Source organism: Enterococcus sp. AZ088 (assembly GCF_051714845.1).
GTDB classification, from domain to species: Bacteria; Bacillota; Bacilli; order Lactobacillales; family Enterococcaceae; genus Enterococcus; species Enterococcus faecalis.
Genome location: NZ_JBIOSQ010000001.1, coordinates 2,187,005 through 2,202,723 on the forward strand (window position 1 = coordinate 2,187,005; position 15,719 = coordinate 2,202,723).

Sequence of the window (15,719 nt, forward strand, 5' to 3'; positions counted from 1 at the left end):
CTCTTCTACTAAGCTAGCTGATAGTGAACGGTACTTTGACCATTCCCATTGCTTTTTATTTGTAATTGTTGTGGAATTCGTGCTTTTAATTCGCCAATATGACTAATAATCCCAATCATGCGGCCTTCATTTTCAATCGTTTCTAACGCCTCCATTGCCATTTCCAATGCTTCTTCATCTAAGGAACCAAAGCCTTCATCAATAAACAACGCATCAATTAAGACTCCGCCGGCTTGTTCTTGAATCACTTCTGCTAAAGAAAGTGCCAAAGCTAACGCTGCTATAAAACTTTCCCCGCCTGATAACGTGTGAGCACTGCGCACCGTCCCCGAATTGTCATCATAAATATTGATTTCTAGCCCCGTTTGATTCCGATAACTGCCTGCTTCGTGATTCAATTCAAATTGATAACGACTATTGGTCAGGCGGTCTAAACGCTGATTAGCGACTGCCAGCACTCTTTCTAAATACGTTTGTAACATATACCGTTCAAAACTAATTTTTTTAGGATTATTGCCATTCACCGTATCTGCCAACTGCTGTAGTGCAGCAACTTCCTCAAACTTGTCTTCAATTGTTGTTCTTTGCGCATTAATTTCTTGAACCAACTGTTGATTGTTCAGCATTTTTTCATGCAGTTGATAGTATTTTTTTTCTTGTTCTTCAATTTGTTGTGTTATTTGTTCAATTTCTGTGGTGATTAAAGATAATTCTGGGAACGTATCACTAGATAATTTTTTTTCAATTTCAGCGAGTTGGATAGTCAGTTGGGTTTGCTCTTGTTCAAATAAAGCAATTTGTTCTTGCTGACTTTCTAGTGTCGGTACCTCTTTCAACCACTCCGTCAATTGGTCCTCTGTCACTCCTTGTTCCGTTAAAACTGCCTTTAACTGACTCTCAAGTTGTGCGACTGTTTGTTGAAGTGTTTGTTGTTCTTTCTCCAAATGCGTCAACGTACTTTCAAGGATCATTTCTTCTTTCTTCAAGGTTTCTCCTTGTGTCGTCACGTTTTCTTTTTGACGTTCAAATGCAGAGAGTTCTTCTTGAAGCAAAGCTTGTCGTTTAGTCATTTCTTCGTATGTGACGGTTGCATCCAATAATTGGCTAGCAATCATTTGCTGCTGGATAGTGATTCTTTCCAGACTTTGTTGCATTGTTTCTACTTGTTGTCGGAGCACTTCAAAGCGTTGAGAATTTTCAGCTACTTGTTCTTCTAGTTCCGCCAGACGGTCCTTTTCGACTGAAATTTCCGTTAGTTTTTGTGCTATTTGTTGTTTTTCTTTAGCTAATTGCGACTCAACTTCCGCAATTTCTGCAGGTGTTACTTGTGAAAAAGTTAGTCCTGTTAACGGCAACTGCAAGTCAGCAAACTGCGCTGCTAATTGTTCTTGTTCCTCAGTATACGCAGCTTCCTGTTCTTGTAATTGGCTTTCTTTCTGTTGCTTTTCCGCCCCTAATGCAGAGAGCGTTTCAGTAAATCGTTGAACCGTTTTTTCAACTTCCGTTAATTCCCGTTCCGCTTGATCAATCTCTTCTAAAGAAACTTCTTGATGAGTTTGTTGCTTTGGATGTTCTAAAGAGCCACAAACTGGGCAAGGTTCCCCCTCTTCAAGTAACAAGCTTAATCGTTGGATTTGTAAAGAGGCCCATTGACTTTTCTTTGTCTGCAACTTCGCTTCTTCGGCGCTTTTTTGTTGCTGTTCAACTGCAAACCGTTGTGTCAACTCGTGCAATTCCCCTTGGTTTTGACTAATTTTTTGCCAAGCTTTTTGATTTTTTTGCCAACGTTCTACAAAATTTTGCCAATGATCTGCTACACTAGAACATTCAAAATTTGCTTTTTCAAGTGTTCCTTCTTGTTCAATAAATTGTTTGGCTGTCGCCACTTTATCCGCTAATGTTATTTTTTCCTGTTGGCAAGATTCATACTCTTTTTGAATGACTTGATAATTGGCTTGTTCTGCTATTTGTTGTTGGGCTAACTGTTCATATTCTTGGTATTGTGGTAATTGACGTTGAATCGTTTGAAGACGTTCTTGTTTTTCAGCAATCAATGGTTGTTGTTCTTCCAACTCACTCATGATTGCTTGCCAATCTGTCAATGCTTGTTGCGTTTCCATAAGAGCTTGTTGTTTGGACTTTGTTTCTTGCTCTTTTTGTTGTTTTTCGCTTCGTTTTTCAAAGACTTTTTCAGCTAAAGGTTGCTGTTTTTGGCTCCATTTTAATTGCTGAATCTGTTCCTTTAACCGCTCAATGACGGTTTCCTGTTCAGCTTTTTTTGCTTTCTTTTCCAGTAATTCTTCTTTTTGCTGTTGCAAGTTTTGTCGTTCTTCAATAGCATAACGAACTTGCTCTTTTGCTTGTTTGGCTTGTTTTAAGGTTGTAATTTGTTCTCTTTCAACTAATAGTTGTTGCTGAGCCTCTTGTTGTTGGCTTTCTAATAATTGAAGTTTTTCAAAAAGTGTCATTGTCGGTTCAGGTTCTTCTGACCAATGCAACTGTTCTGTTTTCAGTTCAATTTTTTGCTGGGTTTCTTGAATCTCTTGATTGGCAATTTTTAAGCGTTCTTTTAAATTTTCGCTGAACAACTGATACAATTCTGTTCCGAATAAATTACGCAAAACCTTTTCTTTTTCATCACTTTTAGCAATTAAAAAAGTCCGAAACTCTCCTTGTGGTAACAATACAATTTGAGCAAATTGATTGGCATTCAAATGCAATAATTCTTGAATGAGTTCGTCCACTTCACGTCTTTTAGAATAGGCTCGTAGTTCTTTCCCTTGAGCATCTTTGACAATTAAAGAAATTTTGGCACTTTGTTTACGGACTCCTGTGCCACGTTTTTTAAAAAGTTCTTGTTCGGGAAGGCGGTTCAGTTCATAGAGATACTCGTTATGTTTAAAAAGCAAAGTAACTTCAGTGGCTTCTGAGGGGTCAGCAAATGTGGAACGCATTTCTTTGCCTAAACGTAATTTTCCAGAACTTTCACCAAACAAAGCATAGCTCATTCCATCAAAAATCGTTGTTTTCCCAGACCCTGTTTTTCCACTAATTAGAAAAAGTGAAGAATCTTCAAACTTCGTAAAATCAATGGTTTCATTAATATACGGTCCGAAGTTTTTCAATGTTAAAGATAATGGTTTCATCCTGTTACTTCCCTCTTTCTAATTGATTAAGTGTACTCAGTTCTTCTTGGACCCATTGTGCTTGTTGTTCTGTCAAGGCCTCTCCTGTCACATCGTTAAAAAAGTCATGCAGATGTTCTTCTGGTGAACGTTGTTCTATTTGTACCACTTTTTTCTGATTTCCGTTGCTTGTTTCTCGACCATTCAAACGTTCCAGCCCAATAATTTTGGGGTAAATTTTTCGCAATTGATTCATCATGTTGGGAATGATCGCTCGGTCGGTTAATTGGACATGTAAATAATTTTCCCGATTCACTTCTTGATAAAAAGCGGGATCCGTTAACTGCTGAAACGAGCCCGTCAATTGTTGAATGTCTCGCAATGGTTTCAAAGCACGGAATTGAAAATGAACTTCAGTTTCTGTTTCAACAAGCCAAACACCCTTTTCTTGTGTCATTTCTGATAAAGAAAATTTTACAGGCGAGCCACTGTATCGAGCATTAGGTGCCTGCAACGCATTTTTTCCATGTAAGTGGCCCAACGCGACGTAATCAAAAGGCTCTAACAAAGCCGTCGGAACAACATCCAAACCACCCACTGTTAATTTTGTTTCAGAATCAGTTTTTTCACTGCCAGCGACAAAAAAATGACTAACTAACACCTGTTTTTTGTTGGGAAGAAAAGATTCCTGCATTTTCGCGACAACTTTTTCCATCGCCGCCTGAATCGTTCGAATCGTTTCATCTTCAAAATATAAGCGAGCCGCAATCGGTTCAAAATAAGGCAACAAATAAAATTGGGTATTGTCGATTTCAATTGGTTGAAAGGCTTGTTCTAAACGCGTATTCAAATGAAATTGCGTTTGGTTAAACCAAGGGCCTCCTGTTTCTAAACGAGTACTGCTATCATGGTTTCCCGAAATAGCTAACACGGGGAAATGCTCTTTGAGATTCATTTGAATCATCATTTCATTAAAAATCTCGACTGCTTCAACCGCTGGAACAGAGCGATCATACAAATCTCCAGCGATCACAACAGCATCCACTTGCTCTTCTTTCGCAATTGCTAAGATTTGTTTAAAGGCTTCCCTTTGTTCTGCCAACAAATCAAAACCATGTAATTTTTTGCCAATATGCCAATCTGCTGTATGTAAAAATTTCATTTTTTCACCGCCTAAAAAAGTCCTTCTTATTATTATAACAAATTTCTGGTATTTTTTAAGAAAATCGGACAGAAGAATTAGATTTTTAACAAACTTTTTTCTTAACGCAAGAAAAAAGACAGGGAGCATCATCTTTTGATGAGACTACCTGCCAGTAACATTCCTATTTTGTAGCGGTTTGTTTTATTCTTTTTCTGTTGATTCATATTTAAAAGTTGGATCAATTTCTTTATCTAACTGATCAAATGCTTCTTGCATCCGACGTTCCACTTCAGCTAAACCGTCTTTATCCATTTTTTTAATATCGCTAATATCGATTGGCTCCCCAAAACGAACCGTTACTTTTTTCCGTTTAAACAACTCTTTTAAAGTTAACGGACCTTGATAAACAGATGGCACGATAGGTACTCGCCCCATTTTAGCAATCAAAGCTACCCCACCTTTTAATTCTGAGGAATGACGCGTGCCACTAGGGAACATAATCAAACTTAAATCAGAATTTTTTAAAATTTTGACAGGTGTTTTAATCGCGCTGGGACCGGGCTTCTCACGATCCACCGGAAACGCATTCGCATGTTTTAAAATGAAACGTAAAACAGGATTTTTAAACAACTCTTTTTTTGCCATAAAACTAAACTTCTTAGGACTGCCAGCAACAGCTAAATACAGCGGTTCCCACCATGTTCGATGCGGCGCAACTAAGACATAGTTTTGGTCTTTTGGTAATTTTTCTTTATTTTCATAATGTGCATTTCCATTAATCACAAATAAAATGACGCGAACCACGCCACGCATAAATGTAAAAAACATAATTTTCTTCCTTTCTTCTCTCCGCTTTCTAGTATGCCGAAAGCTCTACCTTTTGACAAGCTTTTTTTACGTCTATCAATTAGAGAAATAACATGTCCCTACTAATCTAGGGAACAGATTTTGTCATACGGGTTTAAAAGTAGTATAATACATGAACAATCAGATGAAAAGTTGGAGGTTCTTAATCTATGTTATTATCCGGCGAACGGATTGATCAATTATATGCGGATGATATTCAAATTATTCAAAGTAAAGAAGTCTTTTCTTTTTCCATTGATGCAGTCTTATTGGCTAATTTTCCGCAACTACCAAAAAAAGGCAAGATTGTCGATTTGTGTGCTGGCAATGGCGCGGTCGGCCTCTTCGTTAGTCGGAAAACAGCTGCAAAGATCGACCAAATCGAATTACAACCTCGTTTGGCAGATATGGGTCAACGAAGTATTCTATTAAATAAATTGGAAAAACAAGTAACGATGTATGAACGTGATTTAAAACAAGCGACAGAAGTCATCAAAAAAGATTCTGTGGATTTAGTACTATGTAACCCCCCATACTTTAAAGAACGACCAACTAGCCAAAAAAATCCAAACCCGCACTTAGCGATTGCCCGTCATGAAATTCACACGTCTCTTCAAGAAGTGGTCACTGTGTCGGCGGATTTATTAAAAACAAATGGTCGCCTCGCAATGGTTCATCGTCCTGATCGTTTCCTGGATATTTTACATGCCATGGAAAACGCCAATATTGCGCCGAAAAAAGCTCGGTTTGTTTATCCGAAGCCAGGCAAAGAAGCCAATGTTTTACTAATTGAAGGCATTAAACAAGGCAAAAAAGACGGTTTTCGTGTGTTACCACCTCTTTTTACATACAATGAAAAGAACGAATACGAAGCAGAAATGAAGGCTATGCTGTATGGAGAATAAGAAATCCCATTATTTTTATGTTTTACTTTGCCAAGATGGTTCCTTTTACGGTGGCTATACAACTGAGCCAGAACGTCGATTAACTGAACATAATAGCGGAACTGGTGCAAAATATACTCGATTAGCCAAACGACGGCCAGTCGAAATGATTCATACAGAGAAATTTGAAACACGTAGCGCGGCCACCAAAGCCGAAGCCGCCTTTAAAAAATTAACGCGCAAACAAAAAGAACAGTATTTAAAAACTTTCCATTAAGTGACAATAAGCAAAAAGAAACAGCCATCATTTCATTGATGAAATGATGGCTGTTTCTTTCTCTTTTTAAACTAAGTTTTCGACAAAATGAATAACCATTTCGGCTGATTTTTTCCCAGCTTCATCGATGAATTCGTCAAAGCTTTGAGTTGCTTCGCCATCTGCTGTATCACTCATTGCCCGTACAACTAAGAATGGAATATTGAACTGTGAAGCCGCTTGGCCAATTGCTGCGCCTTCCATTTCACAAGCTAAGGCTTCAGGAAACTCTTTCTTAATTTTGGCGATTTTCTCAGCGCTATCCACAAAAGTATCTCCAGTAACAATCAATCCTTTACGAATAGCTAAACCAGTTTTTTCAGCAGCTTTCGCAATTTCCATCCGCAAGTATTCACTTGTTTCAAAATACAAAGGCACGCCACCAGGCAATTGTCCATAGGCATAACCAAAACCAGTGACATCAACATCAAAGTAAGCTAATTTGTCTGCAATGACTAAATCGCCAACTTTTAGTCCTTCACCGATACCACCAGCAGAACCTGTATTAATCACCATATTTACGCCATATTGATGAATCAATAAAGTCGTGGTCACAGCTGAGGCCACTTTACCAATTCCTGAACGAACCACAATCACCTCATGTCTTCCTAACGAACCAGAAACAAATAAAGCGCCTGCTCGTTCCCATGACATTGTGTCTGTCAATTTTTCTTTTAGAATTTTGACCTCTTGATCCATTGCTCCAATAATTCCAATTTTCATAGTGATTCCTCTTTTCTATAAATTCAAAACGATATATGCCACAACGGCTAATAAAATCGCTACAATAATAATTGCCTTGTTTAACCAAGTACTCCGTTCTCGACGCTTCGAGTATTCTCCTACTCGTGACTTGTTGATTGGTTTTTGTTTTTTCTTTTCTTTACGATAAAACGTCGAAATTTCTTTTTCTTTTCGCTTATACGCTTTTTCCGCCAGCTTCTGCTCTTCTTGCTGACGACGTTCCGCTTCTTTTTCTTCTGCTTCTCTGCGTTTGCGAAGCTCTGTCCGAGTGACTAACGGACCTTTGCTCATTGCGTGTCCTCCTTAAACTGTCTCTGCAGTAAATACAATTCCCAGTATTGTATAGCAAAAAGTGTTTTGGCATCACAAATCGTGCCTTTTGCCACCTCTGCTTTGGCTTCAGCTATTGTTAGCTCGTAAAGTTCCAAGATTTCATCTTCATCTTGAGGACGCGGATTTTCGACTTTCTGCAAATCCGTTGCCAAATAGAGAGCCAATTTTTCATTAGCAAATCCTGGTGACAGATACATTGAATTTATGTAGGTAAGCTGACCTGCACGATACCCAGTTTCTTCTTCTAATTCCCGCATAGCCGTCGTTTCCAGTTGATTTTCTTCTCCAGGATCAATTTTTCCCGCCGGAATTTCTAAAATTACTTGTTCCAAGGGTTTTCTAAATTGTTTAACTAAGACGATTTTTCCTTCTGCGGTTAACGGAATCATAGCTACTGCGCCTGAATGAAAAACCAATTCGCGTTTAGCAGTGCCGCCTGTCGGTAAAGCCACGTCATCCAAAAAAACATCAATAATCTTTCCTTTAAAAATTTCTCGACGTTGAAGTGTTTTTTCTTCGAAGTCCTCATAATTTAACATATCTTTCACCAACCTTTCTTGTTTATCATACCCTAAAATGATAAAAATCGCACCCCTTCTTCTCTAGTTAAACCCTTTTCAAAGAAAAAAATTTATTGCTTTAGAAAAAAATTACATTTTCGAAAAAAAATAGACATAAAAAATTCACAACTTCCTTGTATTATTTAAGCATACCAACAAACAACCCTAACAAAACACTTTTTCATTTTTAACTCCTTTCCCGTCCTACCCCCAATTAGGACGGGTCTTTTTTTGCGTTTTATACTTTTTTTCTTAGGATTTCACTAAATCATAAAATACATCTTCCGCTGTATGTCTTTTCTCTCACAGAGTATGCTAAAATAACTATTGTAACGAGAGCTGACTCTTTCGAGGATTAGATAGATAGGAGGAACTATATAAATGAACAAATTAAATACAAAATTACTGATTGGCTATATTCTTTTAGGAGCCTTAATCATTGCTGTCGCTAGAGAATATGGCTTCTTCGCTTTTGTGATTCTGGTAGGCTTTTTAGGATTCGTTCTCTATCGAAAAAAGAAAAATGCCGCCGACAAGAGCGATCAAATGCCTTACTTAACAAAAGATAAAGAAGCCCATTATCGTGAGTTGGGGTTATCTCCACAAGAAATTGATTTTTTCAGAAGTACAATGAGCACAGCCAAAAAACAAATCATACAATTACAAGAAAACATGAATCGTTCAACTAAATTACGGGCGATTGACTTACGTAATGATACTACGAAGGTTTCTAAAGCTCTGTTTAAAGAGTTAGTGAAAGAACCTAAAAAGTTACACTTAGCCAATCACTTTCTCTATACACATTTACCAAATATCGTTGACTTAACAAGTAAGCATTTAGAAATCGAACAACATGAAGTAAAAAACAAACAAACGTATGAAAAATTAGAAGAAAGCGCACAAATCATTGACCAATTGTCAAAATTAGTTAAAAATGATTATGAGGAAATCGTTTCCGATGACTTAGACGATTTAGATGTCGAAATGTCGATCGCTAAAAGCAGCTTGTCGCAAAAAGCTGCAACTGAGGAATCACCTCAAGTAAACGAAGACCAGCAATAATCATTAGGGAGGAAAAAAAATGACTGAGCAACAACCCAAAGAAACAACATCTGTAACCAATACATTGGACGATTTATTAAGTAATCCATTTTCATCAATGGATGAACTAACACCAACGCAACAAAATGAACTATCTGAGTTAAAAGAACAGCAAGCAGCTCCTCGTTTAATTGATAAATTACCACAAGAACGTCAAGCCCAAGCAAAAGAGTTAGCTTCAAAAATTGACGTCCAAGATTCACAAGCAGTAATTACCTATGGTTCAAATGCCCAAATCAAACTCGGCGAATTTTCGCAAGCGATGTTAAACCACGTTCAAGCACAAGACATTGGTCCTGTTGGTGATTCACTGACCGATTTAATGTTTCGTTTAAATGAAGCCAATCCCAATGAATTACGTGCTGGCGAAGGCAACTTTATTCAAAAAATGTTAGGTAAAGTCAAACAATCCGTTTACGAAATTACCGCCAAATATCAAAAAATTGGTGCGCAAATTGACAAAATTGCTGTCAAATTAACCCATGAAAAAGATGGTCTTTTAAAAGATAATGCCATGTTAGATCAATTGTATCAAAAAAATAAAGATTATTTTGATGCCTTAAACATCTATATTGCCGCTGGGGAATTAAAAGCAGAAGAACTACGGACGCAAATTATCCCTGAAGCCATGAAAAAAGCGGAAGAATCTGGAGATCAAATGGATGTCCAAATTGTTAATGATTATAACCAATTTCTAGACCGTTTAGAAAAAAGAACCCATGATTTACGCTTGGCTCGTCAAATTACGATTCAACAAGCCCCACAAATTCGTTTAATCCAAAATACTAACCAAGCTTTGGCTGAGAAAATTCAATCATCGGTGAATACGGCGATTCCGTTATGGAAAAACCAAGTAGTCATCGCCTTAACCTTACTCCGTCAAAAAGATGCTGTGACTGCTCAACGTCAAGTCTCTGAAACCACCAATGACTTACTGAAGAAAAATTCAGAAATGCTAAAAATTTCTGCAATTGAAACAGCAAAAGAAAACGAACGTGGCCTAGTCGATATTGAAACATTACAAAAAACACAAAATGATTTAATTGAAACTATCCAAGAAACATTACGTATTCAACAAGAAGGAAAAGAAAAACGCCAAGCTGCCGAAATAGAACTTGGCCATATGGAAGAAGATTTGAAAAATAAATTATTAGAATTAACACAATAAATAACGTCTAGAACAAACTTCTTATAGTACAAGCCTGGGACAAAAATCCAAAGTGATTTTTGTCCCAGGCTTGCTTTTCTTTTTACGCTTGAATATTGTATTTCAGCCACTTAATGATACAATAAAAGAAAACCATGTTTCTTTTTGAAAGGAGGAGCAATTGTGCCACAATTTGCTTCTAAAGCGGAAGAAAAAAATTATTATGAACGCCAAGCTAGCTTAGCAGAGTTTTTAACTTGGTATCATCAACAAGAATTACCTGAATATGAAAAACCCTCTTTAACCGTTGATATGGTTCTTCTTTGTTACAACAAGGAAGCCGATCAATTGAAAGTCTTACTGATTCAACGTAAAGGTCACCCCTTTAGAAACTCATGGGCGCTTCCTGGCGGTTTTGTTAATCGCAACGAATCTACTGAAGATAGTGTTTTAAGAGAAACAAAAGAGGAAACTGGTGTGGTGATTTCTCAAGAAAATATTGAACAATTACACAGCTTTAGTCGCCCAGATCGTGATCCTCGTGGCTGGGTCGTGACAGTCAGCTATTTAGCTTTTATTGGTGAAGAACCTTTAATTGCTGGCGACGATGCCAAAGAAGTCCACTGGTTCAATCTTGAACGGCATGGTCAACATATCACGTTATCTCATGAAGATGTGGAAATTACTTTAGACTTGAAAACAGCGGCCTCTCTTGGTAAAGATACATTAGCCTTCGACCATAGTGAAATTATAATTAAGGCGTTTAATCGTGTTGTTGATAAAATGGAACATGAACCGCAAGTGCTTCAAGTCTTAGGAAAAGATTTCACCATTACGGAAGCCCGTAAAGTTTTTGCGAAGTTCCTCGGCGTTGATTATCGTAGCATTGACCATTCAAATTTTAAAAAAGCCATGACACAATATTTTGAAGAGTTAGGTGAACGTCCCGTTGGCATTGGCCGCCCTTCAAAAATTTACCAATTGAAAACAACAACAGGTTTCTAAGAGGAGGGAATATTTTTTGACTGTTTACTTAAGAAAAGCAGAACCTTCTGATTTGCCTGACATCCTTGCTATCATTGAAGATGGACGCCGCACCTTACAAAAAAGTGGCATTCCCCAATGGCAAAACGGCGATGGCCCGAATCAAGAAATTTTAGCAAAAGATATCGACCAGCAAACTTGCTATATTTTAATGGTTGAGGATACCTTGGCAGGCGTTGGTGTTTTATGTTCGGAGATTGATCCTGCTTATGAAGCGATTTTTAATGGTTCTTGGCAACCTCATTCTCAAACTACGTATACGGCAATTCATCGTGTTGCTTTAAAAAGTTCCTTTCAAGGTCAAGGACTGGCTTTGGTGCTTTTGCGCTCACTGGTTACAGCCGCTCGTTTGCAAGGTGCTACTGATATTCGAATCGATACACATCCACAAAATCTCGCTATGCAGCACCTGATTAAAAAAGCTGGCTTTGTTTATCAAGGTGACGTGATTTTAGATGTTAACGATGGCGAACGTTATGCTTATCAGATGATATTGAAATAAAAAAGTTAGGGATAACTGCCAGATTGACAGCTATCCCTAACTTTTTACATCTTATGAACACTATGAGCGCTTTGAATGCCCTCACAGGCTTCTTTACAAGCTTGATTAATTAATAAATAAGAGGATTCTTTTTGGCGGATTCCTAATTGATATTTCAATTCATCTGTCACTTGGCAAGATTCACTTAATGCCTCTAACCAGAAAAATACTCCTTCTTTATACGTATCTAATCCTTCTAGCAAGATTTTCGTTGCTTCTTTATCATAATACGGCTCTAAATTTTTACGAAACATCATTTCTTCTGTAAAAAAACGATTCACATTATTTCGGCAAAACATATAAGTGTCACGGCCTCTCCGATGTGCAGCCTGATTACAACCGTATTCTTGAACTTCTTTAGAGATGGCTTTGAAAATTTCGTTGTATACTTCAATTCTTTGCATAATTGACAAAATGGTATCTGTATAACTAAACATAACTCCTTGCTCCCTTCCCCTTCTAAGTAACAAAAATTTGCTTGTTACTTTCATTATAAAGGGAATGTTGGGTTTATATCAAATGATACGCTGTTTCCTTGCTAAAATCCTTCGTTTTTTCCTTAGAAGAATAATAAGTAAGCGGATTATTTAATCTGTTATGTTCGGATTTTCTACACTTGGAAAATAAATTATTTTATAAAGCCATTTTCCGTTTTAACTGATGGCAACGGGCCAGTCTGTGTATTGCCAGGAACACCAATATACGTATTGCCGTTGATGGAAGTCATTTCGTTTTCCTCAGCTGCTTCATCTTGAACGGTATAATCACTTTGATATAAAAATTCACCGTTCGTATGGAAGACATAGCCGTCTTGATCTCGTTCATCTGGCTTTTCTAAATTTAAAGACACACGTAATTGATGACGGACATTTTCAATACTATCTGGATATAGTTCAACCATACTGCGCCCTTCATTACTAAAAGTGCGCCAGTCAAAAGAAAGCTGTTGTTTATCATAATTGGTCCAAGTCAAACCTTCTTTGACTAAATGAGTCAATTCATTGGAATCCACATCAGTTTGAATGTTTCCATTTAACGAATCAATAATGTCCATTATTTTCATGATTGATTGACCAGATTTCAACTTGTCTTCAACTGCTTGAATAATTTCTTGTTGTCGGAATCCACGCATAATATCGTTATCGCTATGTCTTTCACGGGCATAAGATAAAGCTTTCGTACCATCTAAATGCTGTTTCCCTGCATCAAAATGAATGGATCCTGGCCCGTCTTTGGTGACACCATCAAACGCCTGCTTGACATTGACATCTATGCCACCAACCGCATCAATTAACTTAATAAAAGATAAAAAGTTAAACACAACGTAATGATTGATTGGAATATTCAATAATTTCTCAACTGTGTTAACAGAAGCTGTTGGTCCATCGTAGGTATAGGCGGCTTCAATTCGCTGCATCCCTTGGTAATTTTTCGCATCAATTTGAACAAAACTATCCCGTGGCAAACTTAAATAGGTTATTTTCTTCGTCTTGTTATTCACGGTAATCACCATCATAGCATCAGTCCTAGTTGTGCCTAATTTCCGTTCAATTGTATTGTCTAGACCCATGACCAAAAACGATTGACTATCTTTATTTTGCGCTTCAGTATAATCATTTTTTATGGGGACATAGCCTTTATCAATCGTTTTCTTTAAATAGCTACCCGCTACAGCAAAGTATGCTGAGCCGACTGTGACAAAAAACAAAATGATGACTAAACTAATTAAGCTGATTTTTCGCTTCCTACTCATTGGCTGTACTTCCTCTCTCTTGAAAAGTCTCCACCATCATTACTACTCCTCTAAGCAGACAAGAGACAAGTCTATCTTACCAGTCCCCTTCAAAACTAAACATAGCAGAATTTATATAGGGGTATAACCTAGAGGAAACAAAAAAGAGGGGCTTGTTTGTTTAAAAGCCTCTCTTTTTTGTTATTTATTTTTGTGTTCTTTTTTGAACAATTCCACCATTTTTTGCTGTGGTTTTGGAAAAACATACTCTGAAAATTGTTGTGCTGCCACCCATCGCTGCGACTCTAGTGTGGCTAATTCGCCTGTATTTCGGCCATAAAAGACTAAGATATGCCATTTTAAATGACTGAAAATATGAACGACTTCGCCTAAGGCACGTTTTTGCCAGACAACTGTTTCATAGTCAGCAAAAACATTGACAGGTTCTTCAGCGACCAAAGGCTCTGTTACAGGCTCTAACTCTAAAGTTAATTGTTTTTCCGTTTCTGCTGGTTGCGCCAGTTTTTGCAATTGTTGAAATTGTTTTTTGCTAATTTCTTCAATCGGAAACAGCCACATATTGGCTAACAAACCGGTTTCAGGGCGTTGTTCTAATAAAAATTCTTGCTTTTTATTTTCAATAATAGTGCCGACATAATACACATCTTTCGGCTTAACTTTTTTTGATTTGACTGGATAAGCGGTCATTTTATCTGCCTGATAGGCCGCACAATATTGCTGAAGCGGACAACTTTCACACTTAGGGGAAGTTGGGGTGCAGACGGCTGAGCCTAGATCCATTAAGGCTTGATTAAAATCCCCTGGACGCTCACGATCGATGATTTTAAGCATCGCCGCTTCAAATACTTTACGACTACTCGCTTTTGCAATATCTGCATCAATTTCAAATAAACGGCTCACTACCCGCATGACGTTACCGTCAATTGCTGGTTCGGGGAGATTAAAGGCAATACTGCCAATCGCACCAGCCGTATAGGGGCCGATTCCTTTTAAACTCCGAATATCTTCGATTGTGTCAGGCATTTTCCCACCAAATTCTGAAACAATCTGTTGCGCTGCCACTTTTAAATTACGCGCTCGTGAATAGTAGCCTAACCCTTCCCAAGCTTTCAACAACTTATCATCTGGCGCTTCCGCTAAATCTTGAATCGTCGGAAACCATTCCATAAATCGATAAAAATAATCAATGACTGTATCTACGCGAGTTTGTTGTAGCATAATTTCAGAAATCCAAATACGATATGCATCTGTATTCGCTCGCCAAGGTAAATTGCGTTTTTCTCGTTCATACCAAGCTAAAAAATCTTCCTGGAATGAACTAACTTTTTCGGGACTCCACGCCTCCCAAGGCTCTTTATTCGTCATGTTCTACTTCCTTTTCGCTAATAAATTGCTGAATCAAATCATAGTCAAACCCTTTTTGGAATAAGCTTTGTTTGACTTTTTGGACTTTTTTAGAAAAATCAAATCGCTGATTGGCACGCCATAAACGTTCGCCTTCCTTGTTTAACGCTTGTTGTTCTTGTTCTTCGTCCTTTTCAAAAGCTAAAGATTCCAAAGCTAGATCAATGATTTCATTTGTAAAGCCCTTTTGCATCAGATGCAGACGCGTTTTCTGTAGTGCATCTTTAAAACTTTTAGTTCGATAGCGTTTCATGGCCTTTTCTGCAGTTGCTATGGCAACATTAAGCTGTTCATCTAACGTATAAAAGGTCAAGCCATGCTGAATATCTTCTTCACTAATGCCTTTTTGCTTTAATTGTTGTGCCACATTTCGTGGTCCCTTATCACTGGTTCGCATAGCTGTCCGTACGTAACTTTCACTAAAAATTGCATCATCCAACAACCGCAGCTCTTCTAAATGTTGAACGATTTTTACTCGATCTTCAGGTACAATTTCTTTCTCTTTTAAATAAGTAAAAATTTCTTTCTTTGAACGTAATTGATAGCTTAAGTAATTCATCGCCATTTGTAACCCGACATCATAAGAACTAGCTTTTTTTATTTCTTCTATTAAAGTATCTGATAACTCTTGGCCTTTTAGCAGACGCTGCCGTACTAAAATATCTTCCGAGACACGCAGTTTTTCGCCTGAAGATAGCCAAAGTAGATAAAATTCACCTTTATCTTTACTAATTCGTGTGATTGTTGTCATCTTATTCTCCTGCCCCTCTAAATCAG

16 protein-coding genes are annotated in these 15,719 nt (G+C 37.6%); 6 read left to right on the forward strand and 10 right to left on the reverse strand.

Annotation, left to right across the window (positions count from 1 at the left end; genetic code table 11):
- Positions 1-8 precede the first annotated feature (8 nt).
- The 3 genes from IGL17_RS10495 to IGL17_RS10505 are packed head-to-tail and all read right to left on the reverse strand — an operon-like array spanning position 9 to position 5,097.
- Complete coding sequence (locus IGL17_RS10495) at positions 9-3,146, reverse strand: SbcC/MukB-like Walker B domain-containing protein (protein WP_016618103.1); 3,138 nt, start codon at positions 3,144-3,146, stop codon at positions 9-11.
- 4 nt (positions 3,147-3,150) lie between these two features.
- Positions 3,151-4,419 (reverse strand): exonuclease SbcCD subunit D, encoded by a 1,269-nt coding sequence (locus IGL17_RS10500; RefSeq protein WP_016618102.1) that lies wholly within the window; start codon positions 4,417-4,419, stop codon positions 3,151-3,153.
- A 51-nt stretch (positions 4,420-4,470) separates the two neighbouring features.
- Positions 4,471-5,097 (reverse strand): lysophospholipid acyltransferase family protein, encoded by a 627-nt coding sequence (locus tag IGL17_RS10505; RefSeq protein WP_002356461.1) that lies wholly within the window; start codon positions 5,095-5,097, stop codon positions 4,471-4,473.
- Between the two features lie 188 nt (positions 5,098-5,285).
- On the opposite strand from IGL17_RS10505, the gene IGL17_RS10510 reads away from it, so the two are divergent.
- Together IGL17_RS10510 and IGL17_RS10515 are read left to right on the forward strand one after the other, a co-directional pair.
- On the forward strand, positions 5,286-6,020 hold the full coding sequence (locus tag IGL17_RS10510) for a tRNA1(Val) (adenine(37)-N6)-methyltransferase (RefSeq protein ID WP_002356457.1): 735 nt from the start codon (positions 5,286-5,288) through the stop codon (positions 6,018-6,020).
- A complete protein-coding gene (locus IGL17_RS10515) occupies positions 6,010-6,276 on the forward strand; it encodes a GIY-YIG nuclease family protein (protein WP_010707201.1) in 267 nt (88 codons plus the stop codon). The genes IGL17_RS10510 and IGL17_RS10515 overlap by 11 nt, the downstream gene beginning before the upstream one ends.
- Positions 6,277-6,342: 66 nt before the next feature.
- On the opposite strand, the gene IGL17_RS10520 is transcribed toward IGL17_RS10515, so the two are convergent.
- The 3 genes from IGL17_RS10520 to IGL17_RS10530 are packed head-to-tail and all read right to left on the reverse strand — an operon-like array spanning position 6,343 to position 7,931.
- Positions 6,343-7,038, reverse strand: a complete 696-nt coding sequence (locus tag IGL17_RS10520) for a 5'-methylthioadenosine/adenosylhomocysteine nucleosidase (protein ID WP_002356454.1) — start codon at positions 7,036-7,038, stop codon at positions 6,343-6,345.
- Positions 7,039-7,053: 15 nt separating this feature from the next.
- Complete coding sequence (macP, locus tag IGL17_RS10525) at positions 7,054-7,350, reverse strand: cell wall synthase accessory phosphoprotein MacP (RefSeq protein ID WP_002356451.1); 297 nt, start codon at positions 7,348-7,350, stop codon at positions 7,054-7,056.
- Positions 7,347-7,931 (reverse strand): NUDIX hydrolase, encoded by a 585-nt coding sequence (locus tag IGL17_RS10530; RefSeq protein WP_002356449.1) that lies wholly within the window; start codon positions 7,929-7,931, stop codon positions 7,347-7,349. The genes macP and IGL17_RS10530 overlap by 4 nt, the downstream gene beginning before the upstream one ends.
- Before the next feature lie 402 nt (positions 7,932-8,333).
- Here IGL17_RS10530 and IGL17_RS10535 point away from each other — a divergent pair, with 402 nt between their 5' ends.
- From IGL17_RS10535 to IGL17_RS10550, 4 genes are all read left to right on the forward strand, one after another.
- Positions 8,334-9,014 (forward strand): 5-bromo-4-chloroindolyl phosphate hydrolysis family protein, encoded by a 681-nt coding sequence (locus IGL17_RS10535; protein ID WP_010713149.1) that lies wholly within the window; start codon positions 8,334-8,336, stop codon positions 9,012-9,014.
- A gap of 19 nt (positions 9,015-9,033) precedes the next feature.
- Positions 9,034-10,221: a toxic anion resistance protein gene (locus tag IGL17_RS10540; RefSeq protein ID WP_002356447.1), complete on the forward strand. Its 1,188-nt coding sequence runs from the start codon at positions 9,034-9,036 to the stop codon at positions 10,219-10,221.
- Between the two features lie 144 nt (positions 10,222-10,365).
- Positions 10,366-11,205 carry an NUDIX domain-containing protein gene (locus IGL17_RS10545; RefSeq protein WP_002384084.1) on the forward strand — a complete coding sequence of 280 codons (840 nt, stop codon included), beginning with the start codon at positions 10,366-10,368 and terminating at the stop codon, positions 11,203-11,205.
- A 16-nt stretch (positions 11,206-11,221) separates the two neighbouring features.
- Complete coding sequence (locus IGL17_RS10550) at positions 11,222-11,746, forward strand: GNAT family N-acetyltransferase (RefSeq protein WP_002356445.1); 525 nt, start codon at positions 11,222-11,224, stop codon at positions 11,744-11,746.
- Between the two features lie 44 nt (positions 11,747-11,790).
- Here the strand turns inward: IGL17_RS10550 and IGL17_RS10555 are convergent, their stop codons facing one another.
- The 4 genes from IGL17_RS10555 to recX form a co-directional block, all read right to left on the reverse strand.
- Positions 11,791-12,276: a hypothetical protein gene (locus tag IGL17_RS10555; protein ID WP_002356444.1), complete on the reverse strand. Its 486-nt coding sequence runs from the start codon at positions 12,274-12,276 to the stop codon at positions 11,791-11,793.
- Positions 12,277-12,413: 137 nt separating this feature from the next.
- On the reverse strand, positions 12,414-13,538 hold the full coding sequence (locus tag IGL17_RS10560; protein ID WP_002368824.1) for an LCP family protein: 1,125 nt from the start codon (positions 13,536-13,538) through the stop codon (positions 12,414-12,416).
- A 180-nt stretch (positions 13,539-13,718) separates the two neighbouring features.
- Positions 13,719-14,903 (reverse strand): A/G-specific adenine glycosylase, encoded by a 1,185-nt coding sequence (gene mutY / locus IGL17_RS10565; RefSeq protein ID WP_016618101.1) that lies wholly within the window; start codon positions 14,901-14,903, stop codon positions 13,719-13,721.
- The gene (gene recX / locus IGL17_RS10570) at positions 14,893-15,693 is read right to left on the reverse strand and encodes a recombination regulator RecX (RefSeq protein ID WP_016618100.1); all 801 of its coding nucleotides are present in this window, start codon (positions 15,691-15,693) and stop codon (positions 14,893-14,895) included. The genes mutY and recX overlap by 11 nt, the downstream gene beginning before the upstream one ends.
- Positions 15,694-15,719: the final 26 nt, after the last annotated feature.